20 protein-coding genes are annotated in these 24,228 nt (G+C 55.5%); 8 read left to right on the forward strand and 12 right to left on the reverse strand.

Features of this window, described 5'->3' with window-relative positions:
* Positions 1-212: 212 nt before the first annotated feature.
* Positions 213-1,964, forward strand: a complete 1,752-nt coding sequence (locus ACHUE7_RS07435; RefSeq protein WP_394169412.1) for a lytic transglycosylase — start codon at positions 213-215, stop codon at positions 1,962-1,964.
* A gap of 93 nt (positions 1,965-2,057) precedes the next feature.
* Here ACHUE7_RS07435 and sohB read toward each other — a convergent pair whose 3' ends face one another.
* The gene (gene sohB, locus ACHUE7_RS07440; protein WP_394169413.1) at positions 2,058-3,065 is read right to left on the reverse strand and encodes a protease SohB; all 1,008 of its coding nucleotides are present in this window, start codon (positions 3,063-3,065) and stop codon (positions 2,058-2,060) included.
* A 117-nt stretch (positions 3,066-3,182) separates the two neighbouring features.
* On the opposite strand from sohB, the gene ACHUE7_RS07445 reads away from it, so the two are divergent.
* Positions 3,183-3,497, forward strand: coding sequence for an SCP2 sterol-binding domain-containing protein (locus ACHUE7_RS07445; RefSeq protein ID WP_348475375.1), 315 nt, complete (start codon positions 3,183-3,185; stop codon positions 3,495-3,497).
* 21 nt (positions 3,498-3,518) lie between these two features.
* Here ACHUE7_RS07445 and ACHUE7_RS07450 read toward each other — a convergent pair whose 3' ends face one another.
* The gene (locus ACHUE7_RS07450) at positions 3,519-4,175 is read right to left on the reverse strand and encodes an SAM domain-containing protein (protein WP_394169414.1); all 657 of its coding nucleotides are present in this window, start codon (positions 4,173-4,175) and stop codon (positions 3,519-3,521) included.
* A 9-nt stretch (positions 4,176-4,184) separates the two neighbouring features.
* Positions 4,185-5,840, reverse strand: a complete 1,656-nt coding sequence (locus ACHUE7_RS07455; protein ID WP_394169415.1) for a hypothetical protein — start codon at positions 5,838-5,840, stop codon at positions 4,185-4,187.
* Positions 5,841-6,293: 453 nt separating this feature from the next.
* Between ACHUE7_RS07455 and nhaB the strand changes: the two genes are divergently transcribed.
* The 4 genes from nhaB (at position 6,294) to ACHUE7_RS07475 (ending at position 10,886) form a co-directional block, all read left to right on the forward strand.
* On the forward strand, positions 6,294-7,805 hold the full coding sequence (gene nhaB / locus ACHUE7_RS07460) for a sodium/proton antiporter NhaB (RefSeq protein ID WP_127555287.1): 1,512 nt from the start codon (positions 6,294-6,296) through the stop codon (positions 7,803-7,805).
* Positions 7,806-7,877: 72 nt separating this feature from the next.
* Positions 7,878-8,882 (forward strand): tRNA dihydrouridine(20/20a) synthase DusA, encoded by a 1,005-nt coding sequence (dusA, locus tag ACHUE7_RS07465; protein WP_394169416.1) that lies wholly within the window; start codon positions 7,878-7,880, stop codon positions 8,880-8,882.
* Between the two features lie 66 nt (positions 8,883-8,948).
* On the forward strand, positions 8,949-9,875 hold the full coding sequence (tal, locus tag ACHUE7_RS07470; protein ID WP_394169417.1) for a transaldolase: 927 nt from the start codon (positions 8,949-8,951) through the stop codon (positions 9,873-9,875).
* Positions 9,876-10,028: 153 nt separating this feature from the next.
* Positions 10,029-10,886 (forward strand): DNA replication terminus site-binding protein, encoded by an 858-nt coding sequence (locus tag ACHUE7_RS07475; protein WP_394169418.1) that lies wholly within the window; start codon positions 10,029-10,031, stop codon positions 10,884-10,886.
* Positions 10,887-10,951: 65 nt separating this feature from the next.
* Here ACHUE7_RS07475 and sthA read toward each other — a convergent pair whose 3' ends face one another.
* The 9 genes from sthA to ACHUE7_RS07520 all read right to left on the reverse strand — a co-directional run bounded on the left by sthA (position 10,952) and on the right by ACHUE7_RS07520 (position 19,601).
* Positions 10,952-12,346, reverse strand: a complete 1,395-nt coding sequence (sthA, locus tag ACHUE7_RS07480; protein WP_394169419.1) for a Si-specific NAD(P)(+) transhydrogenase — start codon at positions 12,344-12,346, stop codon at positions 10,952-10,954.
* A 49-nt stretch (positions 12,347-12,395) separates the two neighbouring features.
* A complete protein-coding gene (gene nqrM / locus ACHUE7_RS07485) occupies positions 12,396-12,638 on the reverse strand; it encodes a (Na+)-NQR maturation NqrM (RefSeq protein ID WP_127555282.1) in 243 nt (80 codons plus the stop codon).
* A gap of 78 nt (positions 12,639-12,716) precedes the next feature.
* Positions 12,717-13,745, reverse strand: coding sequence for an FAD:protein FMN transferase (locus ACHUE7_RS07490; protein ID WP_394169420.1), 1,029 nt, complete (start codon positions 13,743-13,745; stop codon positions 12,717-12,719).
* Between the two features lie 25 nt (positions 13,746-13,770).
* Positions 13,771-14,997: an NADH:ubiquinone reductase (Na(+)-transporting) subunit F gene (nqrF, locus tag ACHUE7_RS07495; protein ID WP_394169421.1), complete on the reverse strand. Its 1,227-nt coding sequence runs from the start codon at positions 14,995-14,997 to the stop codon at positions 13,771-13,773.
* 18 nt (positions 14,998-15,015) lie between these two features.
* A complete protein-coding gene (gene nqrE / locus ACHUE7_RS07500; protein ID WP_394169422.1) occupies positions 15,016-15,624 on the reverse strand; it encodes an NADH:ubiquinone reductase (Na(+)-transporting) subunit E in 609 nt (202 codons plus the stop codon).
* Complete coding sequence (locus ACHUE7_RS07505) at positions 15,624-16,283, reverse strand: NADH:ubiquinone reductase (Na(+)-transporting) subunit D (protein WP_213678006.1); 660 nt, start codon at positions 16,281-16,283, stop codon at positions 15,624-15,626. Before ACHUE7_RS07505 ends, nqrE begins: the two co-directional genes overlap by 1 nt.
* Before the next feature lie 2 nt (positions 16,284-16,285).
* Positions 16,286-17,068, reverse strand: coding sequence for a Na(+)-translocating NADH-quinone reductase subunit C (locus ACHUE7_RS07510; RefSeq protein WP_394169423.1), 783 nt, complete (start codon positions 17,066-17,068; stop codon positions 16,286-16,288).
* The gene (locus ACHUE7_RS07515; RefSeq protein WP_394169424.1) at positions 17,058-18,260 is read right to left on the reverse strand and encodes an NADH:ubiquinone reductase (Na(+)-transporting) subunit B; all 1,203 of its coding nucleotides are present in this window, start codon (positions 18,258-18,260) and stop codon (positions 17,058-17,060) included. The genes ACHUE7_RS07510 and ACHUE7_RS07515 overlap by 11 nt, the downstream gene beginning before the upstream one ends.
* A 3-nt stretch (positions 18,261-18,263) precedes the next feature.
* Positions 18,264-19,601: a Na(+)-translocating NADH-quinone reductase subunit A gene (locus tag ACHUE7_RS07520; RefSeq protein WP_394169425.1), complete on the reverse strand. Its 1,338-nt coding sequence runs from the start codon at positions 19,599-19,601 to the stop codon at positions 18,264-18,266.
* Between the two features lie 338 nt (positions 19,602-19,939).
* On the opposite strand from ACHUE7_RS07520, the gene mfd reads away from it, so the two are divergent.
* Positions 19,940-23,398 (forward strand): transcription-repair coupling factor, encoded by a 3,459-nt coding sequence (mfd, locus tag ACHUE7_RS07525; protein WP_394169426.1) that lies wholly within the window; start codon positions 19,940-19,942, stop codon positions 23,396-23,398.
* A gap of 8 nt (positions 23,399-23,406) precedes the next feature.
* Complete coding sequence (locus tag ACHUE7_RS07530) at positions 23,407-24,204, forward strand: CsiV family protein (RefSeq protein ID WP_394169427.1); 798 nt, start codon at positions 23,407-23,409, stop codon at positions 24,202-24,204.
* Positions 24,205-24,228 lie beyond the last annotated feature (24 nt).

Consider the following 24,228-nt stretch of genomic DNA (forward strand, 5'->3'; position numbering starts at 1 on the left):
CCTATCCGTTTAGCCAAAATGCCCTCATTACAGTCAGCGCACGTCAGAATACGTCATAAAGCGCCGAAATAGGATCCCCTGACCGATGCTCAGTGTCACAAAGCGGCTTGATCACTTCACCCTTACTATGCCTTAACTTGCCCCTACACCCCATAGCAACATAGAATTATCGCTCAACTGGAATCCAGCATCAAAAAAGAAACGACTCATACATGGCATCCAAACGACTATTGATACCGCTGGCCGTCGCAGGCTTTGTCACCAGCGGATGCAGTACTTTGCCTGCACTCTCGTCTTTTTCCCAGACCACAGCAGAGCCGAATCCGGAGGCCAGCGCTGATGTCAGCGAGCAGGTTCTGGTTGAAAGCGAACTGGACACCGCCCTGGATGAAGCCGCTCAACCCGAACCCGAGACAGTTTTTGATCCACTGCTCGCCGATCTGACCGCAACCGAGTATCTGTTTGATGCAGAGCCGGACCTGAGCGCTGAAAACCTGCGCGCTCGCGCGGTTTACGATCCTTACGCCCAGTACCCGGAAGATCTGTATCAAACGTTGCGTCGTGGCTTTGAATTCGACCTGACACTGGAAGACCCCCGCATCACCTCGCAATTACGCTGGTATGCCAGCCACCAGAGCTATTTCAACCGTGTCAGTGAACGCGCGGGTCGCTATATGTTCCACATTGTTGCGGAACTGCAGGCTCGGGATATGCCGCTCGACCTGGCCCTGCTGCCCATTGTTGAAAGTGCCTTCGATCCTTTCGCCTACTCACATGGCAGCGCCGCTGGCATGTGGCAGTTCATACCCTCGACCGGGCGGATGTTCGGACTCAAGCAGGACTGGTGGTACGACGGCCGGCGCGATGTGGTCGAGTCGACCCGGGCCGCCATGGAGTACCTCGATCAGCTCAATGATATGTTTGATGGTGATTGGCTGTTGGCCCTGGCCGCCTACAATTCAGGCCCTGGCACGGTGATGCGCGCCATGCGTCGCAACCGGGCCGAAGGCAAGCCAACGGACTTCTGGAACCTGGATCTGCCCCGGGAAACCGAGGCCTATGTCCCTAAGATGTTCGCACTCGCAAAACTGATTCACTCGCCGGAAACCTATGGCATTGAACTGCCCCTGCTCGATACCGAGCCGTTCTTTGAGATCGTTGACGTCGGCAGCCAGATTGACCTTGCACAAGCCGCAACCATGGCCGATATGGACCTGAGCGACTTGTACTTGCTGAATCCGGGTTTCAACCAGTGGGCAACCAACCCTGAAGGGCCGCACCGGTTGCTGGTACATGCCGACAACGCCGCCGGTTTCCGGGAACGCCTGGCCGACCTGCCACTCGACTCACGCATGGCCTGGCAGCGCTACACCATCGAACCCGGTGATTCATTGCTGACCATTGCCCGTGACTTCGGGGTGACTGTAGCCATCATCCAGGAAGCGAACGATTTAAATGGCAGTATGATTCGTGCAGGCGACGCCCTGATGATCCCCACCGCTTCGGCCAGCAGCAATGCTTACTCGATGAGTGCAGATCAGCGACTCGAGCGGCGGCAAAATGCCTCAGGCAGTTCAGACACCCGGCGGGTCGATTACGTGGTTCAGCCAGGTGACAGTTTCTGGGATATTTCCAGAGAGTTTGACGTCACGGTTCAAAGCCTCGCCCGGTGGAACAACATGGCTCCGCGCGACGTTATTCGCCCCGGGCAAACACTGGCCGTGTGGGTCAGTAACGATGCTACGCCTTCAACCAATGCCTCAGTCAGCTCATCGGTCAGGAACGGACGTGAAGTCGTACGCAAAGTCGGTTATGTCGTGCGGGCGGGCGACTCGCTGTACCGGATTGCCAATCGCTTTAACGTGCGCATTGCCGATATTCAGAACTGGAACACCATCGGTCAGGAATATTTGCAGCCCGGACAGCGCCTGACGCTCTACGTTGACGTCACCCGGCTTCAATAACCGATAACGCTGGTGTTATCAGCCACCGGGGCAGAGCCAACCGGCTCTGCCCTCCCGCTTCACCGCCCAGGATCACCATCTGCCATTACTAGCTCAGGGAATATACCGCTGGGATAATGACTCGACAGCCCCCTGAAGAGACGAGGAAAACGCCTTTTTCAGACGCTGATCCACCCCCACCTGAGGCACCCAGGTAACCGAAACCACATCAGCGCTGTTCGCTTTTGCCAGCAGGTAGGCGTCGCTGGTTTCAAGCTGATCGACCAACCCCAGTTCGCGAGCATCTTCCGCCAACCAGAAGTCGCCTTCTGTTACCGCGGCCAGATCCAGCTGCGGACGGTAACGCCCGACCAGCTCTTTGAAGCGCTCATGAATCGCCTTGAGGTCATCCAGCAGTTTCTGACGGCCCTCTTCCGTTTTTTCACCCATCAGTGTCATCGGCGCCTTGTGTTTACCCGCCGTCAACACCTCCACGTCCACCTGATGTCGTTGCAACAGCTTATGAATATTGGGCACCTGCGCCAGCACACCTATGGAGCCGACCACCGCAAAGGGAGCCGCTATGATCCGGTCTGCGATACACGCCATCATATAACCGCCGCTGGCAGCCACTTTGTCAACACACACCGTCAGTGACAACCCGGCGTCTTTCAGCCGCACCAGCTGCGAAGCCGCCAGGCCGTAGCCAGATACGGCACCCCCTGGGCTCTCGAGCACCACCACCACCTCATCACTGGCACTGGCTACCTGAATAATCGCCGTGACTTCTCGGCGCAAACTGTCGACCTGAGACGCCTGCATATCGCCTTTGAAACGCAGCACCCAGACCTGATCGGTCGCCTTACCGGTAGCGGCCTTCTGGTCGGCCTTTTGAGCTTTTTGGTGTGCCTTGTAGGCTTTTTTTGACAAGACCACCTGTCGAACCCGATCGGCGCCTGTAGCCAGGCGGTCGTTGAGTTTTTCGACCTGCAACCGACCCCCGGATTTTTTGGATCCACCGCTGTTTCCCTGCGATGCGCGAGCTACCGCGATCAGCCCAATCACCAGAATAACGACCAGGGTGATGGTTTTTAATACAAATGCACCGTATTCAGCCCACACAATTCTCTCCTTTTCATCAGTTAAACTTACGTTTCAAACAATCGTTTGATTTTGAACCATCAGCTCTCTACAATCCAGGCACTGACTATTCAGCCACCCCTTAACGGAGAGCAGACCATGGCTTCGACCGCAGACATGTTCAACAACATCGAGTCCCAATTCAACGCTGACGCCGCCTCGGGCCTGGATGTTGTGTTTCAATTCAACATCGACGACAGCGAGACCTATCACCTGATCGTGAAAGACAGCCAGTGCAAGCTGGTATCCGGTGAGCATGAAGACCCATCGGTCACCCTGATCATGGATGAAGATACGTTGAAAGAAATCGTTTCAGGCGATTTGAATGGCATGCAGGCATTTATGGCAGGTCGGTTGCGTACCGAAGGCGACATGATGCTGGCAACCCGCCTGTCGGACCTGTTTTCTCTGTAATTCAGCGCAATACAGTGGTGCTCAGTCAGAAAACCACTCCCCCAGCGCGTCGCGAGCCGGTTCATTGACCGGTCTTGCGACCAGCCCCTGAGCACCCAGCACAACTTCAAACAAGCCGTTATCAACCATTGGCAGAAACACACTGCTGCCAAATCGTGCGTTGACCCAGGGCAACCAATCGCTGACCTCACTCGCCGACCAGAGTGGATCCGCACGCAAATCGATAACGGTTCTTGCCGCGTTCAACTCCCGTTCAACGGTCTGATAACGCCCGCTGATCCGGTCCAGCCGATACACCGGTTCCATACCCAGCACCACCAGCGGCCCTGACCAGGTAAGCACTCTGGCATCCAGCTGCCATTCATCGCCATTCAACACCAGGGTGCGTTGTTGCTGGTCCTGATTGGTCTCCAGATTGACCTCATAGATCTGCTCGCCCTGCTGACTGAACGACAGGGTTGCGATGATCATTTCCCGGGTAAAGGCGCGATAAGCCGCCAGATCAACAATAAACAGGCCGAGGATGACCAGGCCGACCAGACAGGCGACGCCCAGGGTGCCTCGAACAAAGCCCCGTACCCAGCCACGGCGCAGTAGCAGACGCAAGGCAATGTAAGCCAGTACCAGGCCGGGCAGCACCAGCACAGCAAACAGTGGCCATTGCGTCATCAGTTTCATGGTATTGGATTACACCGACAGCGCAGCCAGGCTGTGTTTGGCGAGCTTCAGGATATCTTCATTGGCCGAATCGCTGAGCAAGCCCTCGAGGAAGAACTCCAGACTCGACAAGGCATCAGCCAGTGACTCCAGCTGCCCCGGATCGACCATAGTGCCGGATTCTTCAAGATCCCGGCTGATGTAGTTAATGGCACGCTGAATCAGGTTGGCAGCGGTAGTGCTGTTCAGGAAGACAAAAGCCCCTTTTACGCCATGGAGCGTAGGCACCACATTCGACAAATGCAGTCGGTCACCCTGGGAGTCCATATACGCTGTAATGGCCCTTTTGGCCAGGGCCAGGCCGGCCTCTGCTTCATCGATCAGGACGACTCGGGCATCGTGCAACTGTGCCAGCGCGGCCTTGTTGTCGCCACTGCCTTCCAGCTGGCGCTGACCCTGCAAAATGCGTGACAAGGCGCTTTCCGCGTACAAGACCGCATCGGCTATGGTCAGCAACTGCTCGTTGGAGGGGGCTGCGTTGTCGGCCCAGCCTGCGATCACCTTCGCTTGCTGTTTCAGCACATTTGCCGGGCTTTGCAAGCCCAGCATAACGTACACATCGGCCACTTTGGTCATGCGCTCCTGCAAGGTGCGCGCTGAAAAGCCGCTATCACCGCGCGCCGCCTGATCAACCGTATCCTTGATGACCGATATGTCCTCTTTCAGGGCGTCGGATACACTCGACAGCACACTGCGGCCTGGACTGAACAGGATTTGCCGCTGTTCTTCGAGCATGTCATCGCTCTGCCCCAGGGTGGGCAGCTTGTAAAACTTGGCGACTTGGCGCGCCCTGAGGCTTTCGGCCGGATTCATGGCGAGCAGAAACAGAAATTCTTTCATTAGCGCGAGCGAAGGTTGTTTGCTCAGCGATTTGGGGGCGTGGCTGATCAGGTCTTTCAGATGGCGATCGAGCTGGGCAAACAGCATCTTGCGAGGCCCGGTCATCAGTGCACTGCGGTTGGCCATGGACTCCAGAGCGCCCGAAGCGACCCACCACAGCGGCGCGCAGGGAGCGTTGGCCAGCAGTTGATCAATCCGGTTTAATGCCAGACCCATGTACTTGAAGGCACCCACGGTGCGCTCGCCCCGCAACAGGTGCAACAAACCAGCCTGGTACATATGGCGAAATTTCTTGAGCTGACGAATCTTCTGAGGTGAAAACTCGAAGACTTTGTTGTCTGCCGGTTTGCCGGGTTTGAACGAGAACTGAAAGAAGTGCCCTTCTCCCAGCAAAGTCACACCCCGGGCCCGCCGAAGCTGATTGATGGTGGGCAACAGTACCGCAGGTATGGCTTTTTGGCCGAGGCTTAAAAACTCCAGATAACGGCTCAGGACTACCAGTCCGCCGCTCATGGCGTCCAGTTTCACGCGTACATCGTCGCTATCGACTGAATCACCGGTGGGAATGGCGTTAATCAGCGCATTAAACTCGTCGCACAGGGCGATGGCGCCCTCTTCTTCCAAAACCTGGAAGATGCCCCGCATTTGTCCAATCAGATCCTGTGATTGTTGTAATTGCACCAGATCGCTCGTGTCCGAGCTAAAACTCTCAAGTGCAGACTGCGCTTGCTGCAGCGTGGCTTCAAGCTCGGTCTTGATCGCTTCCTTAGATGTGGCTGTACTCATCGTTCACTAACCTTGTTGCGGGACTCACGTACGGGACGTGATCAACAACCGCCTGCTGCCTTGGCGGCGACTCCGGTGGGTGGCGTTACTGTCCGCCGGTCCTGGCCAATCATCATACTGTTGATCAGCCCGATTGCGCAGTGAACCAGCGAATAACGCATCCCTGCTGCCAGTATACCCAGCAACCACCCATTGCATCAGTGTTCCACACTCAATTTGTTAATAAAAGCACATATTTAGCGTCGATTTCTTAGGTTTTGTCTTAACGGGCAAGGGTTTCATGGCAACATCCGGTGGAATCGGCTTCCTGATTGGCGACCTGTCATTGTTGTTTTCCTACAAGCGGCTTGAATTTCCTGCAGAAACGGGTACTTTGGGCGCGCTTTGCGCGACCCGTACAGGCTATAACAGGGTTGTTGCAATACCGCTTTCACATTACCCGAAGAGCCTCTGATGAACACCTCGCTTAGTCAGTCCTTTGTTAAGAACTTTCTGGGGCACAGCCCCAACTGGTATAAAAAGACCATTGTCGCCTTCCTGGTCATCAACCCCATACTTTTTTTCAGTCTGGGAGACAGCGGGCCCCTGATCGTTGGCTGGATGCTGATTGGCCAGTTCATTTTCACCCTGGCCATGGCATTAAAATGCTATCCGCTACAACCTGGCGGCTTGCTGGCCATTGAAGCCGTTGTCATCGGCCTGACCAGCCCGGAAGTCGTTTACCACGAAGCGGTGACCAACTTCCCGGTGATCATGCTGCTGATGTTCATGGTTGCCGGCATCTACTTCATGAAAGACTTGCTGCTGTTCATTTTCACCAAGCTGTTACTGGGCATTCGCTCCAAAACTCTGCTTTCCCTGATGTTTTGCAGCGCAGCGGCCTTCCTGTCGGCCTTTCTGGATGCCCTGACCGTCACCGCCGTACTGATCAGCGTCGCCGTTGGTTTCTATTCGGTCTACCATAAAGTCGCCTCCGGAAAGCACTTCCACCACGACCACGACCATAATATGGACGAAGGGGTGGAAGACCTGCACCGGGAAGATCTCGACTCGTTCCGGGGCTTTCTGCGCTCTCTGCTGATGCACGGCGCCGTCGGCACCGCGCTGGGCGGTGTTTGCACCCTGGTGGGCGAACCGCAAAACCTGCTGATTGCGCGCATAGCGGGCTGGGACTTTGCAGAGTTCTTTCTCAGAATGGCTCCGGTAACCATGCCGGTGCTGTTCGCAGGCCTGACTACCTGTGTACTGCTCGAGAAGCTCAAATGGTTCGGTTATGGCTCCAAACTGCCCCAGGTCGTGCGCAGCATTCTGGAAGACTATGAGGAGCACCAGCAGGCCAAACGTACCCGCAAAGACGTCGCCAAGCTGATCGTCCAGGGCGTGGTCGCCATCTGGCTGATACTGGGCCTGGCGTTTCATCTTGCTGAAGTGGGTCTGATCGGCCTGAGCGTTATTGTGTTGTTAACAGCGTTCAACGGCATTACCGACGAACACAACATCGGCAAGGCGTTTGAGGAAGCATTGCCATTCACCGCCTTGCTGGTCGTTTTCTTTACCATCGTTGGTGTCATTCACAGTCAGCACCTGTTCGCGCCCATCATCGCCTGGGTACTCAGTCTGCCCATGGATATCCAGCCCGGGATGTTCTTTATTGCCAACGGCTTACTGTCCGCAATCAGCGACAATGTGTTCGTCGCCACGGTATACATCAACGAAGTGAAGCTGGCGCTTGAAGCCGGTGACATCAGCCGTGACCAGTTCAACCTGCTGACGGTTGCGATTAACACCGGTACCAACCTGCCATCGGTCGCCACGCCCAATGGTCAGGCGGCTTTCCTGTTCCTGCTGACGTCAGCCATCTCGCCGCTGGTGCGGCTGTCATACGGCCGGATGGTGGTGATGGCATTCCCTTATGCCGTGGTAATGGCGACTTTTGGTTATATTGGCGTCACATATTGGCTATGATGCGCACCTGAACGTTCTGGCGGGCGCTACCCGGAGTGCCGCCCGCCAGCCTGTCTGACGCTGCCACCGGAGATGAACTTGAGCTACCCACATCGCTTCAGCGTAGCCCCCATGATGGACTGGACGACCAGTGAGTGCCGTCAGTTTCACCGGCTGCTGACGCGCCGTGCCCTGCTTTACACCGAAATGGTTACGACTGGCGCGCTCATTCATGGTCAGCGCGACCGTTTTCTGGCCTATACCGAATCTGAACACCCGCTGGCCCTGCAACTGGGCGGTTCCGATGCACAAGATCTGGCCACCTGCGCTAAAATGGCGGAACAATGGGGCTATGATGAAGTCAACCTGAACGCAGGCTGCCCTTCCGACCGGGTCCAGAATGGCATGATCGGCGCCATACTCATGGCCCACGGCGCTTTGGTCCGCGACGGACTCAAAGCCATGCGCGACGCGGTTTCACTGCCCATCACGCTGAAACATCGCATTGGCATCGACGATTTCGACAGCTACGAATTCCTGCGCGACTTTGTTGGCATCACCGCCGAATCCGGCTGCGACACCTTCATCGTCCACGCACGCAAGGCCATTCTCAGCGGCCTCAGCCCCAAGGAAAACCGGGAGATACCGCCGCTCGACTACGATCGGGTGAGGCAGTTGAAGGCTGATTTCCCTGCCCTGAACATCATTATCAATGGCGGGCTCAAGGATCATGCCGCCTGCCTCTCCCTGCTCGATGAAGGCCTCGATGGTGTCATGCTCGGACGTGAGGCCTACCAGAATCCATTGATTCTGCAATCGGTTGACCCAACCTACTACGATCAGGCTACGGTCCTCCAAACCCAGTCAGAGCTGGTCTCTGCGTACGTGCAATGGGTTGACCATCATCTGCAGCAAGGCAAACCATTGAAATATGCCCTGCGACATACTCTGGGTTTATTTCAGGGGCAGCCGGGGGCACGGCGTTTCCGCCGTGTCTTGAGTGAAGGCATGCACAAACCCGGTGCCAGCCTGGAATTACTGGAGCGGGCACTGTCGGAAGTTGAATTGCTTGATGCTGAACCCCTGGAACACGCCTGACGGGGGCACCAGTACCTATCCCAGCCACCATCACTGGCCCCCGGGGTCAGCAAAAAGAGAGTTGACATGAGCAAACTTGAACAGCTGAAAGAATACACCGTCATCGTCGCAGACACCGGCGAACTCGAGTCCATCAAGAAGTTCAAACCCCAGGACGCAACCACCAACCCCTCGCTGGTATTAAAAGCCGTAGAGAGTGGGCTCTATGACAACCTAATCAAGCGCTGCATGGCTGAATCCAGCGATTTCGATGATGGCATCGACCGGCTGATCACCTCGATCGGTCAGGAAATCCTTCAGGAAGTGCCTGGCTACGTCTCCACAGAAGTCGATGCGCGCCTGTCGTTCGATACTGAGGCTACCCTCGCCAAAGCCCACCGACTGATTGAGCTGTACGAATCAGCAGGCTGGAGCCGTGACCGCATTCTGATCAAGATCGCCAGTACCTGGGAAGGCATTCAGGCCGCTCGAGTCCTGGAAAAAGAGGGCATCCACTGCAACATGACCCTTTTGTTCAGCATGGAACAAGCCCAGGCGTGCGCCGATGCCGGTGCAACCCTGATATCTCCCTTTGTCGGTCGCATTATGGACTGGTACAAAAAAGATACGGGCCAGACCTACACCGGTGAAAACGACCCTGGCGTCATCAGTGTTCGCGAGATCTTCAAGCACTATAAAGAACACGGCTATCCAACCATTGTGATGGGTGCCAGCTTCCGTAACACCGGAGAAATTGAAGCTCTGGCCGGTTGCGATCGCCTGACCATCAGCCCCGCTCTGCTGGAAGAGTTGAGTAACGACAGCGGTGAACTGAAACAAGCTCTGGTCGCACCAGCGGCGACTGGCAAGCAACCGGAAGCGATCAGGGAATCTGATTTCCGCCTGGGCATGAACAATAACCCGATGGCGACCGAGAAACTCGCGGAAGGTATTCGCAAGTTCATTGAAGACCAAATCAAGATGGAAGGCATCATCAAAGCCCACTCAGCCTGATATCACCGGCGGGCCCTCCCGGGCCCGTTTTCCTGTTCCATTAAGACTCATCCTGCACAACCTAATCCCGCCTGTCGGCTCTGACATGAATACCTTGGCAACCCCAGCCACATCCATTATGCTGAAGAACATGCGGTAGATAACGGTATAAGTATGAATGAAAAACAACTCTTTGATGAGTTCGAGCGATTGCGTCGCTCCATTTCTGCATTTTCCCGTTCGGTTCATCAGTACGACAGCGCGCACTGGATTGCGCCCTGGAACGGAGCCGTGCGTGCGCCCGACCTAGAGGATTTGCTGCTGGATCTCTGGTATCAGGACGACCAGGACGGCCGGGAAACTCGGATCTACCCGGGGCTGATTGCCCTGAACCGGGAACAGATTACGCTTGCGGCTGAAGTGAATATCGCCAAAGACCGGTTTCGCAACCGGGTACAGGCGATAAAAACAGCCGATTCCGTTCACTGGCGTGAGCTCCAGGGTCAACTGGCCCGCCGTTACAAGGGTCTGAACGAGGCCCTGGGTCGGGAAGGCCTGACCCGCTTGCACCTGAAACAGGTTTTTCGGCACATTCCTCTGGTGGTAAAACGTCCCGATCGTGTTGGCTTTAGTTGGTACACCAGCGGGCGCTCCATCCAGAAAATCACCAAAAAAGAGGCCTGGGAGCGGTTAATCAAACTCAATACCGAATCGGCACACATCCGCATCCAAATGGAACGCCTGGCTTCATTGCCAGATTCCGAACCCCTGGCCCGTGTGCAGAAACAGGCCCCGGTATTGCGTGCCAACCTGGTCTTTGCCGATGGCCGTCGTAAATCACTGAATGTCTCGCTGCCGCTGTTGTTTCCCAGTCAGGGCATTAATGAACTGCCCGACTTCTCAATCCCCACGGCCACCCCACCCGGCGAACGTCAGCGCCTGGTTCGCAGCGATAACCGGCTGGAAGACGACGCCTTTCTGCCCTCCATTCGCGTTCATCGCTATGTGCAGCCAAAACGAGGGGTTTACTGATTACAGCAACAAAAAAAGCAGCCCTGAGGCTGCTTTTTATTACAGGTCAAACACGGTAATCCGTGTCAGAAAATACGATTCAAGCCGTTCAGTGCCGCCACCCGATAGGCTTCAGCCATTGTCGGGTAATTGAACGTATGCTCGATGAAGTACTGGATGTTATTGCCGCCATTCTTTTGCGCCATAATGGCCTGGCCAATGTGCAGAATTTCAGCAGCCTGGTCGCCGAAACAATGGATCCCCAGCAGTTCGAGCGTATCCCGGTGGAACAATAACTTCAGCATCCCGACGTCTTCACCGGTGATTTGCGCCCGGGCCGTGTCTTTGAAATAGGCTTTACCCACTTCATAAGGCACCTTTGCCTGCGTCAGTTCGCGTTCGGTTTTGCCTACCGACGAAATTTCCGGAATGGTATAAATGCCAGTGGGCACATCGTTAATGTGCCGATAGGTGTTGTTGTCGACGATCACGCCAGAGGCACTGCGACCCTGATCGTACGCTGCACTGGCCAGACTCGGCCAGCCAATAACATCACCTACGGCATAAATGTGCGGCACCGATGTCCGGTAAAACTCATCCACCTCCAGTTGCCCCCGTCTATTGGCGGTCAGACCTGCCGCGGGCATGTTCAGCTTGTCGGTGTTACCAGAACGCCCATTGGCCCACATGAAGGCGTCAGCCTTGATCTTCTTGCCGGAAGCAAGTGTCAGCACAATATGGTCATCGAAACCATCGACACTGACAAATTCCTCATTGTGTCTCACCAATACGCCGTGACCGCGCAAGTGGTAACTCAGGCCATCGGAGATTTCATCATCCATAAAGGCCAGCAGGCGGTCACCCGGATTGATCAGATCCACCTTGCAACCCAGACCGTTGAAGATAGAGGCATACTCACTGCCAATAACACCCGCACCATAAATCACCAGATGCCGGGGTGTTTCTGTGGAGTCGAGAATGGTATCGCTATCGAACAGTCGGGGGTGGTTAAAATCAACTTCGGGTGGCCGGTAAGGCCGCGAACCGGTGGCTACGATGATCTCATGGGCTGTTAGAATATCGGCCTGATCGTCTGAGCGGTCCACCTTGATGGTATGCGGATCGATAAAGCTGGCAACACCGTAATACAGGTCGACGCCGTTGCGGCTATAGAAACGGGCTCGCATCGACACTTGCTTGTCAATGACCCGGTGTGCCGATTCCCTAACCTGACTGTACGACAACCACTTTTGTTCGGATATATGCCGGAACATCGGGCTGCGATTAAATTGCATGACCTGGTTTACCGCATGACGCAGTGCCTTGGATGGTATCGTGCCCTGGTGCGTGCAGTTGCCTCCCACCAGTTGGCGCAGGTCGACAACGGCCACCTTTTTACCCGCTTTTGCAGCGTTCATGGCTGCACTTTCACCGGCAGGTCCACTGCCGATGATCACCAGATCGTATTGTGCTTCCGACATGCTTACTCCTTAGAAACTGTCTGTGCAGGGTGATTACCGATCACCCTTATTACCGGGTTGCGTCGACACCCAGATCAGACAGGGCCTTTTGCCGGGCCGCCTTACGAGCGGACTTGATTTCAGTATCGCACTTGCCTTTATCGCCCCCGCAAACATCACACTCGGCTTCCATACCCACGGCAGCCATGCCACCACAAGAGCCTTTAATCGGCTGACGTCCGAAGATCACGCCCACCGCCATTGCTGCGATCACCAGCAGCATGAATACAAACACAGCGAAAAAGGTCGCCATAAGCACCTCCAATAAGGCCATACCGATTACCGGTTAATCACTCAATCCAGATCCGGTACAAGCCAGGTTTACTGCAGTTTAGTTGCTTTGCTCAAACAGTGCGTCGAATCGCTCGGAAAGGGTTTCCGTATCCCCTTTCCCGTTACGCTGAATCAGGTAGACCGCCAAATCCTGGTCACTGGCTAGCGCCATGGCTGCCTCGGCGCCCATCACCATAAACGCGGTAGCGTAGGCATCGCTTAATACACTGCGCTCACCCATAACGGTCGCGCTGACCAGGTCATGGCGAATAGGATACCCCGTTTGCGGATCCAGGGTGTGGGAGTAGCGCATCCCGTCCTGTTCGAAAAAATTCCGGTAGTCTCCGCTGGTCGCCATGGAACCCTCGGTAACTTCCAGTATTTTATATACCGAGCGGCGTTCACTGTCTGGCGATTCTATGGCAACACGCCATGCCTCACCTTCTGGCTTGGTGCCTGCGAAACGCATCTCTCCACCAATTTCAACCAGATAATTATTGATGCCTCTGGCTTCCAGCATGTCGGCTACCTGGTCTACTGCGTAGCCTTTGGCGATGGCCGACAAATCCAGTTCACGCGGCTCCGTTTTACGCAGCTTGTGGGCGGTACTATCGACTTCAATGGCCCGCCAGCCCACCATAGCCATTGCTGCTTCAATTTCTTCTTCAGACGGAACCTGATCCGTGGTTTCCTTAGGACCAAAGCCCCATAGATTAACCAGCGGCCCAATGGTCGGGTCAAAGGCCCCGTCACTGGCTTCGGCAACCTCGAGTGCCAGACTGACCACTTCGGCCGTCATCGGCGAGACGGCAACCCAGCTATCAACAGGGGCTTCATTGAAGCGGGATACATCAGAGCGCGGCAAATAGGTAGACATGGCGACGTTTACTTCGTCAATGGCCGTTCTTACTTCCCCGTCCAGAGCCCGGGCTTCAGATTCTTTGGCAACAATACTGACGGTGTAACTGGTTCCCATGGAGTAACCGCTGAGCTTGTGAACCTCGGCAGCGCCCCAACCAGAACAGCCTGAGAGCAGCCATGCCATCAGGCACAGCCACACTGCAGGCTTTTTCAAGGCATAAAACATCAATTCTCCAATAGCAGAGCCTGGTTTAGCCGCCAAAGTCGTCAAGCAGGATGTTGTCGCGCTCTACACCCAGATCTTCAAGCATCTTGATGCATGCAGCGTTCATCATCGGAGGACCACACATGTAGTACTCGACGTCTTCTGGCGCCTCATGATCTTTCAGATACTGCTCATAGAGGACGTTATGGATAAAGCCCGTATGGCCCGTCCAGTTGTCTTCCGGCAGCGCATCCGACAAGGCCAGGTGCCACTCGAAATTGTCGTTCTCTTCGGCAAGTGTATCGTACTCTTCCGAATAGAAGGTTTCGCGCAAGCTGCGGGCTCCGTACCAGAAGCTGATCTTGCGCTTTGAATTCAAACGCTTCAGCTGATCAAAAATATGGGACCGCATGGGTGCCATACCCGCACCACCACCAATAAACACCATTTCCGCATCGGTGTCCTTGGCGAAAAACTCGCCAAACGGTCCAAACACGGTGATTTTGTCACCCGGTTTCAGACTGAAAACGTATGAAGACATGATGCCCGGCGGATAGCTCGTTCCCGGTGGTGGAGAGGCGATCCGGATATTGAACTTGACGATGCCCTTCTCTTCCGGGTAATTCGCCATCGAATAGGCCCGGATGGTGGTCTCATTCACCTTGGAAGAGTATTGCCAGACATTGAATTTGTCCCAGTCTGAACGGAAACGTTCTTCAATATCGAAGTCCTTGTAGTGCACTTCATGTGGTGGTGCTTCCAGTTGGACGTAACCGCCGGCCCGGAAATCGACGTTCTCACCTTCAGGCAGTCGCAGCGTCAGCTCTTTAATGAAGGTGGCCACGTTCGGGTTGGATTCAACCGTACACTCCCAACGCTTTACACCGAAGAACTCAGGCTCGACTTCAATTTTCATGTCCTGCTTCACGGCTACCTGGCAAGCCAGGCGCCAGCCTTCACGCAATTCACCCTTGGTGAAATGCTGCTCTTCGGTTGGCAAAGCGGCGCCGCCGCCATCTAGTACTTTGCACTTGCACTGAGCGCAGGTTCCGCCGCCGCCGCAGGCTGAAGACAGGAAAATACCATCATTCGCAAGCGTACCCAGCAGCTTGCTTCCGGCCGGCACGGTAATGGCCTTGTCGGCATCTTCGTTTATTTCGATGGTTACATCACCGCTGCTCACCAGCTTGGAGCGGGCCGACAGAATAACGCCGACCAGCAACAGCACGATTACGGTGAACAGAACAACACCGAGTATAATTTCTGTAGTCATCTGTTCATTCCTTACCGGTTACAGGGAAACGCCCGAGAACGACATAAAGCCAAGAGACATCAGGCCAACGGTGACGAAGGTGATACCCAGACCACGCAAACCCGCTGGCACGTCACTGTATTTCAGCTTCTCCCGAATACCCGCCAGTGCGAGGATCGCAAGCGCCCAGCCCACACCGGCCCCAATGCCATAGACGACCGATTCGCTGAAAGTGTAGTCACGCTCTACCATGAACAGGGAAGCACCCAGGATGGCGCAGTTCACGGTAATCAGTGGCAAAAACACGCCCAGGGCGTTGTACAGTGCCGGAAAATATTTATCGAGCACCATTTCCAGAATCTGGACGATTGCCGCGATAACACCGATGTAGCTCAGGTAACCCAGGAAACTCAGGTCGGCCTCCGGAAAGCCAGCCCAGGCCAGTGCACCTTCACGTAACACGAAGTTAAACAACAGGTTGTTGACCGGCACCGTAATGGTTTGCACGACGATAACGGCAATACCAAGACCAATCGCCGCAGAGACTTTCTTGGACAACGCCAGGAAAGTACACATACCCAGAAAGAAGGCCAGGGCCATGTTTTCGACAAAAACTGCGCGAATAAAGAGGCTAATTAATGCTTCCATTACATGGCCTCCTTCTTGACGTGTGCTTTCATGGTAAAGTCATTTTCCTCAACCTGGTCCTTGTAAACCGTACGCAAGATCCAGATAAAACCACCAATAATAAAGAAGGCACTGGGTGGCAGCAGCAACAAGCCGTTTGGAATGTACCAGCCACCGTTGTTTACCGTGGCCAGAATTTCCACACCGAACAAGCTGCCGGCACCGAGAAACTCACGAATGACTGCTACAAACAGCAACACAACGCTATAGCCCAGTCCGTTGCCAACACCATCGATGAAACTCATGCCTGGCGGATTCTGCATGGCAAAGGCTTCCGCACGCCCCATCACAATGCAGTTGGTGATGATCAGACCGATGAAGACAGACAATTGCTTCGACATTTCGAACGCATAGGCCTTCAAGATCTGATCAACCACGATAACCAGCGAGGCAATAATGGTCATTTGCACAATGATCCGGATACTGCTTGGAATCTGATTGCGAATCATCGAGATAAAGAGGTTTGAAAACGCCGTGACCGACGTCAGTGCTATACACATCACAATGGTGACGTTCACACTGGTGGTGACCGCGAGTGCAGAGCAAATCCCGAGGATTTGCAGGGCAATGGGATTGTTGGCAAAAATAGGTGCCAGTAATACCTTACGTGTCTCAGACATGATCAGGCTTCTCCCGCTTCAAGTTTAGTAAGAAAAGGCTTGAACCCACGCTCGCCCAGCCAGTATTGAATCAGGCTGGTAACGCCGCGGCTGGTCAGCGTTGCACCGCTCAGGCCGTCGACCATGTGCGTCGCTTCCATATCATTGCTGCGGTTGACCGAGCCTTTCTTAACGGCTAATTCAACGCTGCCCTGATCGCCATAAACCTCTTTGCCGATGAACTGCTCTTTCCAGTTGGGGTTATCAACTTCGCCACCCAGCCCAGGAGTTTCAGCATGCTCATAAAACCCGAAACCACGTACCGTGTTGAGGTCACTGTCCAGGGCGATAAAGCCCCACAATGTAGACCACAGGCCATAGCCGCGAACAGGCAGAATCAGGGTTTGCAACTGCCCCTCACTGTCGTTGATCAGGTACACCTCGGTGAACTGCTCGCGACGCTTGATACCGGCAATGTCTTCAGAGGCCGGAATGGCTTCAGACAAGGCCGGGTCCCGAATGGCATCACGTGGTTCGTAGGTCGCGGTATCGAATTCGTCTGAGAACTCACCGGTTTCCAGGTTGATCAGGCGGGTGTCTACCTGTTCGAACTGCTCCTGAACCGAAACCCCATCCTGCAGCAAGCCAGCTGCTGCCAGAATGTTGCGACGCAAGTCCAACTGACGGTTTTCCTGCTGTATCGGTCTTAACGCTACAGCAGCAGTAGAAACGACGATTGCGCAGGCCAGACATACCAGCAAGGCAACCTTGAGAACATTGGTGATGGAGTCTTTGTTACTGGACACGAGCAAGCCTCCGTTTGATGTTTCGCTCAACCACGAAATAGTCGATGGTCGGTGCAAAAATATTGGCGAACAAAATGGCCAGCATAATGCCTTCCGGGAAGGCCGGGTTAACGACGCGAATCAACACCGTCATAACGCCGATCAGAATGCCGAACCAGATTTTACCGGTATTGGTCATGGAGCTCGAAACCGGGTCTGTGGCCATGAACATCATGCCAAAGGCAAAACCACCAATCACCAGGTGCCAGTACCAGGGCAGACCGAACATGGGGTTGGTGTCAGACCCGATCATATTAAACAGGCTCGACAACAAGATCATGCCCACCAGCGTACCCAGTACAATCCGCCAGCTGGCAATACCCATTATCAGCAATACCGCGCCACCAAGCAGAATCATCAGCGTGGACACTTCACCAACAGAGCCCTGCTGAATACCCAGGAAGGCGTCCAACCAGGTCAGGCTGCCCAGCATGCCGTCCACCAGGCCGTTGCTGAACGCGTAGCTCAGCGCCGTTGCGCCCGAAAAACCATCAACGGCTGTCCATACCGCATCGCCCGACATGCTTGCCGGGTAGGCAAAGTACAGGAACGCACGTCCGGTCAGTGCCGGGTTCAGGAAGTTTTTGCCCGTGCCACCAAAGATTTCCTTTCCGACCACCACACCGAAGGTGATACCCAGCGCAACTGCCCATAAAGGCAGCGTTGGCGGACAGATCAGGGCGAACAGTACCGACGTCACGAAGAAGCCTTCGTTGACTTCGTGGCCACGCACCATGGCGAAGGTTACTTCCCAGAAGCCGCCCACAATGAACGTAACCGCATAGATGGGGACAAAATAAGCTGCCCCGTAGATCAGGTTATCCCAGATGCTAGCAGGATCATGACCGGCAAAAAGGCTGATCAGCGCTTCGCGCCAGCCGTCATTGACGGCCATGCCTGCTTCAATGGCGGTGTTGGCCTGGAAGCCAAGGTTCCACATCCCCCAGATCATGGCTGGAAAGGTGCACAGCCATACGGTAATCATGATGCGCTTCAGGTCCATACCATCACGCACGTGAGCCGTGGTGCGGGTAACGGAGTTGGGCATATAGAAAATGGTATCTACCGCTTCATAAAGCGCATACCACTTTTCATACTTGCCGCCTTTTTCAAACAGCGGCGCCATATTGTCTAGCGTTGTACGTAAACCCATGCCTTACCCCTCCAGCTCGATGCGAGTCAGATTTTCCCGCAGGATCGGGCCATATTCATACTTGCCGGCACATACATAGGTGCACAGCGCCAGATCTTCTTCATCCAGCTCCAGTGCGCCCAGCTTTTCCGCCGAATCCAGATCGCCCACAATCAGCGCACGCAGCAGCTGAGTTGGCAGAATATCCAGAGGCATCACCTTCTCATACTGCCCCACCGGAACCATTGCCCGTTCAGAGCCATTAGTGGTGGTGTTGAAATCGAAGGTTTTTCCGCGCATCAGCTTGGACAAATAAATGTTCAGTATCGAATGGCGGTTTTTACCGGCATGCAGGTAATGCAAAATCGGGCGTGCGCGACCTTCGGCCAGCACACTGACCTGAGTGTGATAGCGACCGAGATAGGCGGCTTCTTCAAGCCCACCACGCCCCCCAAATACCGAGCCGGAAATCAGGCGGTTCTCACCCTCTTTCAACTCATCACGGGTCAGTTCGACCAGGGATGCGCCCAGACGTGTCCGAACCAGACGCGGTTCTTTCACCTGAGGACCGGCCAGCGCGACGATACGGTCGGTTGGCAGTACACCGGTAACAATCAATTTGGCCAGGGCAATCACTTCCTGATAACCAATGGTCCATACGACTTTGCCAGCGTGCACAGGGTCGAGGAAGTGGATATGAGTACCAGCATTGCCAGCCGGGTGGACACCGCCGAATTCTTCAACGGAAACCCCTTCAGCCGTGGGAATCTGACTGCCCGGCGCCTTGCACACCCACACCTTGCCCTGAGTGAGCTTGGTCAGCAGTGTCAGGCCTTGAGTAAAAGCGTCGGTATCGGTCGCAATCACTGCTGCCGGATCAGCCGCCAGCGGGTTGGTATCCATCGCCTGTACAAAAATGGCTGTCGGCTCGGAATCGATAGCGGGCACCTTGGAATAGGGCCGTGTCCGAAAAGCGGTCCAGGCGCCTGATTTTACCAGAGTTTCACGCAACGCTTCGGTGCTCAGCGAACTGAACTGATCTGCCGGTGTTGCCTCGAACTGCTCATGGTCGTCGCCATCGAGCTCGATAACCAGAGACTGGAACAGACGGCGCGCACCGCGATTGATGGCCTTAACCAGGCCGGAAGCCGGAGCCGTGTAGACAACCCCTTCGTTTTTCTTGTCGGTGAAGACGGCTTGACCCAGCTTGACCCGGTCACCCTCCTTTACCAACATGGTCGGTTTCATCCCGTTGTAGTCGTAACCGACCAAAGCCACTGTGTTGACCGGCTGACCATCCGAAATTTCCTGACGCGGAGCGCCGGAAATGGGCAAGTCGAGCCCTTTCTTGATCGTTATCATAGTGTGCTCTGTCCAATGATTAGCGCCGTCATACCGGGTCCGCACGGCCCCCCGGTTAACGACACAAACCAAATATTGCTTTCAGGCTGGCCAAATCCGAACCGATTAATGCCCAATACGACACAATGTCGGCACGACGGCAAACCCACCCCAAAAAATCGTGCATAAGTATAAAGATCAGTGGTTTGGATGGCTACCATAGTATGAGATTCCTTTTTTTGCCGACTTCCCATAAAACCGGGCCTGACAGGCTGATCGGCTCGCTACAGCGCTGGGCGCTGCCAACCAAGTCTGCTAGCATTCGCGCCCTGTTCCGACTGACTTGATAACCCTAGCCCATGTACAACCCTTCGCTGAATATCCCCCTGAAGCCCGGTGATCACCGTCACATCGGCCAGATCAACGGTGCCGCCACGGGCTGGTACCTCGCTCACGTCATGAAACACCACGACGGCACCCTGCTGCTCATTGCCGATACACCGGCCGATGTCGACCGTCTGGCGCAGGAGTTGACGGTATTCAAAGGAACAGACACCTGGGAAATTCTGGTATTCCCGGACTGGGAAACCCTGCCTTACGATAACTTTTCGCCGCATGAAGACATCATTTCGGATCGACTCAGCGTGCTCAATGCGCTGGCAAAGAACCCGAGAGTGATCTGCATTGCCAGTGCCGCCAACCTCAGTCACCGGCTGGCGCCCAAAGAAGCCATTATCGGCACGGCCTTTGACTGGCACCTGGGCCAGACCATCGACATCGCCCAGCAGCGCCGGCAACTGGAATCAGCAGGTTACCGGGCCACCGACACCGTATACCAGCACGGCGAGTTTGCAGTCAGGGGCTCGATTCTCGACATTTTCCCGATGGGTTCTGAACAGCCGGTTCGCGTTGACCTGTTCGATGAAGACATCGAGTCAATCCGGTACTTCGATCCGGAAACGCAGCGTTCCGGCGAGCCCATCCAACGCATCACCCTGTTGCCTGGCCGGGAAGTGCCACTGACAGAGACCGGCATTGCCCGGTTCCGGCAAGCCTTCCGGGAACGCTTTGCTGCCGATTTCTCCCGCTGCCGCACCTATACCGAGGTCAGCGAAGGCATTGCCCCGGGTGGCATCGAATATTTCCTGCCCCTGTTTTATGAGCGTACCGATTCATTTTGGGATTACCTGCCTGAGCATGCACTGGTTGTCCACCAGTCAACTCTGGTCAGTCAACTGGACCACTTCTGGCAGGAAGTTGAAAGCCGGTACGAAAATCGCCGCCACGACATTACTCAACCCATTCTGACACCGAGGGAGCTGTTTACGCCGAGTGACGAAGTATTCACCCGGCTCAACCAGTTCCGGCGGCTATCGCTCAGCACGGCTCCGGTCCGCGAACAAAGCGGACACCTGAACCTGAGCACCGAGCCGCCGGCTGACTACCCGGTGGATCACCGGGCACAGGAACCCCTGAACCGCCTGGAATGTTTTCTCAAGGAAACCGGTCACCGGGTACTGTTTTGTGCCGAGTCACTGGGCAGGCGCGAAGCGCTCAAAGAGCTGCTTGGGCGCATCCGGATTAAGCCGGAACCCTTCGACACGGTATCCGGATTCCTGGATCATTCCGATTCAGCCATTGGCCTGACCGTCGCGCCGCTGGGCCAGGGCCTGGTACTGACCGATGCCGGCACCACCCTGATCAGCGAGCCCCAGTTATTCGGCGACTACGTCGTTCAGAAGAAGCGCAGAGACCGTGCTCAGTCCGATCAATCCGACCAGGTTATTCGCAACCTGACCGAACTGAACCCGGGCAGCGCCGTCGTTCACCTGGATCATGGCGTTGGCCGCTACCAGGGCCTGGAAACCCTCGAACTTGACGGACAAGCCCAGGAATTTCTGAAACTCAGCTATGCCGAAGGCAGCCATCTATACGTGCCGGTCAGCAACTTGCACATGATCAGCCGGTATTCCGGGGCCGATACCGACAGCGCGCCGCTGCACAAGCTGGGGCATGACCGCTGGAGCAAAACCAAGCACAAGGCCGCCGAAAAGATTCGCGATACGGCCGCAGAACTGTTAGCCCTGTACGCCACGCGTGAGGCCCGCCGGGGGCATGCCTTCCCGTTCGATGAAACCGAGTACGCTCAGTTCAGCGCCGGCTTCGGGTTTGAACCGACAGACGATCAGGCCGACGCCATCGACGCCGTAATCAAAGACATGCGTCGCCCCCAGCCGATGGACCGCCTGGTCTGCGGCGATGTTGGCTTCGGCAAGACCGAAGTCGCCATGCGCGCGGCCTTCATTGCCGCTAACGCCGGGCGCCAGGTCGCCATACTGGTACCAACCACCCTGCTCGCCCAGCAACATTACGAGAACTTCAACGACCGTTTTGCCAACTGGCCGGTGCGAGTCGAGGTGCTCAGCCGCTTTCGCAACACGGGCGATACCAAATCGGTGATCGATGGCATCACAGACGGCAATGTCGATGTTGTGGTCGGCACCCACAAGTTGCTGCAAAAAGACATTCGCTTCAAGGACCTGGGATTGCTGATCATCGATGAGGAACATCGCTTTGGTGTCACCCAGAAAGAACGCATAAAAGCCCTGCGGGCCAACGTTGACATCCTGACCCTGACGGCAACCCCTATTCCGCGCACCCTGAATATGTCGATGTCCGGGGTACGGGATCTGAGCATCATTGCCACACCTCCGGCACGGCGCCTGTCGGTAAAAACGTTCGTGCGCGAACGCGATGACGCCCAGGTCAAGGAAGCCTTGCTGCGCGAGATCCTCCGCGGTGGCCAGGTTTATTACCTGTACAATGAAGTCAGTACCATTGAGCGAACTGCCCAGGCGTTGCGTGAACTGGTGCCGGAGGCCCGAATTGTAACCGCCCATGGTCAGATGCCCGAACGCCAGCTTGAACGCATCATGTCAGACTTTTACCACAAACGGTTCAACGTTCTGCTGTGTACCACCATTATTGAAACCGGCATCGATGTACCCACCGCCAACACCATTCTGATCGAGCGGGCCGACCGGTTCGGGCTGGCTCAGCTGCATCAGTTACGGGGACGGGTTGGCCGGTCTCACCACCAGGCCTATGCGTACATGATGACACCCCCCTGGAAAACGCTGACCAAGGATGCGCAAAAGCGATTGGAAGCCATTGGCGAAGCGCAGGACCTGGGAGCTGGCTTTACACTGGCCACCCACGACCTGGAAATTCGCGGTGCCGGTGAATTGCTGGGCGAGGAACAAAGCGGCCACATTGAAGGCATCGGCTTTTCGCTGTACATGGACATGCTGAACAAGGCGGTCAAGGCCATCCAGAGAGGCGAGACGTTCAACCCGGAAGATCTGGACAACCCCGGTGTCGAGGTCAACCTGCGCATACCAGCACTGATCCCGGCCGATTACATTGGCGACATCAACACTCGCCTCACCCTCTACAAGCGCATCGCGTCCAGTGAAGATGCCGATCAGCTGCGCGATTTGCAGGTCGAGATGATCGACCGCTTCGGCTTATTGCCGGAACCGGTAAACCATCTCTTTAAAGTGACTGAATTGCGACAGAAGCTCGAACCTCTGGGCGTGCAACGTATTGATATCGGCTTGTCCGGCGGCACCATTGAGTTCAGCAAAAACACCACGATTGATCCATTCACCCTGGTCCAGCTGATTCAGTCGCAGCCACACCGCTTCAAATTGAAAAATGGCACCATGCTGCATGTCATTGCCGACAGCCCGACGCCTGCGTCAAGGTTTGACACGGTTGAAGAAATCATCACACTGATCAGCAGGAAATCCCAATGAGACACGTCATGACGTTTCGAACGACTTGCATTACCTTGCTGGCCGGCCTGATTTCGCTGCCCGCCGCTGCTGAATTCGAGGGCAGCTGGTTTCAGGTGGAAGTGCTGATTTTCGAACACACAGGCAGTCGCCCGGAAAACCCGGAACGCTGGCCAACCTACCCCAGCCTGGAGCGGCGCTCTCCAGCCGTCGCAATCACCGACGGTAATGAGCAAACGGAAGGCTCCGGCAATGCCGAACAATCACCCATTCCGTTCAGGCCACTGAGCGAACCCGAGTGGACCCTGGCAAAGGAAAAAGCAGCACTGGAAAGTAGCCGTAATTACCGGGTGCTGTATCACCAGAGCTGGGTACAACCGGTTCCGGGACGAAACGACATTGTCCCTATTCGCATTGACGCTGGCGATGTCTATGGCAGCCAGCACGAGCTACAGGGCTACCTGGACCTTTACGTTGAACGCTATCTGCACCTCAACACCGACCTGCAACTGGTCCGGTACGCTCAGACCGACAACCCGTTTCGACTCATCGACGAAAATGCCAACACTGGCCCAACTGACGAGTCGATGCCCTTCATGGGGCTGAGTCTCGACCAGGAAGCCAGCGCCCTGGGCAGCAACGTCTTCGATACCAATATCATCACGTCAAACAATAATCAGTATTATGTCGCCACAGAAAGCATCGAGATGAAGCAGCGACGGCGTATGCGCAGCACCGAGTTGCACTACATTGACAATCCGGAACTGGGTCTGCTGATCTACATTGTGCCGCTCGAATTCGATGCACCGGAAGGCGAAGCACCCTAAGCAACGCGCTTTCGACCCAGGATC

Source organism: Saccharospirillum alexandrii (assembly GCF_043641555.1).
In the GTDB taxonomy this organism is placed as follows: Bacteria; Pseudomonadota; Gammaproteobacteria; order Pseudomonadales; family Natronospirillaceae; genus Saccharospirillum; species Saccharospirillum alexandrii_A.

What these genes read in the sequence shown, in the direction of transcription:
- ACHUE7_RS07435 (WP_394169412.1), top strand. Translation starts at nt 213, where the DNA reads ATGGCATCCAAACGACTATTGATACCGCTGGCCGTCGCAGGCTTTGTC.
- ACHUE7_RS07445 (WP_348475375.1), top strand. Translation starts at nt 3,183, where the DNA reads ATGGCTTCGACCGCAGACATGTTCAACAACATCGAGTCCCAATTCAAC.
- ACHUE7_RS07450 (WP_394169414.1), bottom strand. Translation starts at nt 4,175, where the DNA reads ATGAAACTGATGACGCAATGGCCACTGTTTGCTGTGCTGGTGCTGCCC.
- ACHUE7_RS07455 (WP_394169415.1), bottom strand. Translation starts at nt 5,840, where the DNA reads ATGAGTACAGCCACATCTAAGGAAGCGATCAAGACCGAGCTTGAAGCC.
- nhaB (WP_127555287.1), top strand. Translation starts at nt 6,294, where the DNA reads ATGAACACCTCGCTTAGTCAGTCCTTTGTTAAGAACTTTCTGGGGCAC.
- dusA (WP_394169416.1), top strand. Translation starts at nt 7,878, where the DNA reads ATGAACTTGAGCTACCCACATCGCTTCAGCGTAGCCCCCATGATGGAC.
- tal (WP_394169417.1), top strand. Translation starts at nt 8,949, where the DNA reads ATGAGCAAACTTGAACAGCTGAAAGAATACACCGTCATCGTCGCAGAC.
- ACHUE7_RS07475 (WP_394169418.1), top strand. Translation starts at nt 10,029, where the DNA reads ATGAATGAAAAACAACTCTTTGATGAGTTCGAGCGATTGCGTCGCTCC.
- sthA (WP_394169419.1), bottom strand. Translation starts at nt 12,346, where the DNA reads ATGTCGGAAGCACAATACGATCTGGTGATCATCGGCAGTGGACCTGCC.
- nqrM (WP_127555282.1), bottom strand. Translation starts at nt 12,638, where the DNA reads ATGGCGACCTTTTTCGCTGTGTTTGTATTCATGCTGCTGGTGATCGCA.
- ACHUE7_RS07490 (WP_394169420.1), bottom strand. Translation starts at nt 13,745, where the DNA reads ATGTTTTATGCCTTGAAAAAGCCTGCAGTGTGGCTGTGCCTGATGGCA.
- nqrF (WP_394169421.1), bottom strand. Translation starts at nt 14,997, where the DNA reads ATGACTACAGAAATTATACTCGGTGTTGTTCTGTTCACCGTAATCGTG.
- nqrE (WP_394169422.1), bottom strand. Translation starts at nt 15,624, where the DNA reads ATGGAAGCATTAATTAGCCTCTTTATTCGCGCAGTTTTTGTCGAAAAC.
- ACHUE7_RS07505 (WP_213678006.1), bottom strand. Translation starts at nt 16,283, where the DNA reads ATGTCTGAGACACGTAAGGTATTACTGGCACCTATTTTTGCCAACAAT.
- ACHUE7_RS07515 (WP_394169424.1), bottom strand. Translation starts at nt 18,260, where the DNA reads ATGGGTTTACGTACAACGCTAGACAATATGGCGCCGCTGTTTGAAAAA.
- ACHUE7_RS07520 (WP_394169425.1), bottom strand. Translation starts at nt 19,601, where the DNA reads ATGATAACGATCAAGAAAGGGCTCGACTTGCCCATTTCCGGCGCTCCG.
- mfd (WP_394169426.1), top strand. Translation starts at nt 19,940, where the DNA reads ATGTACAACCCTTCGCTGAATATCCCCCTGAAGCCCGGTGATCACCGT.
- ACHUE7_RS07530 (WP_394169427.1), top strand. Translation starts at nt 23,407, where the DNA reads ATGACGTTTCGAACGACTTGCATTACCTTGCTGGCCGGCCTGATTTCG.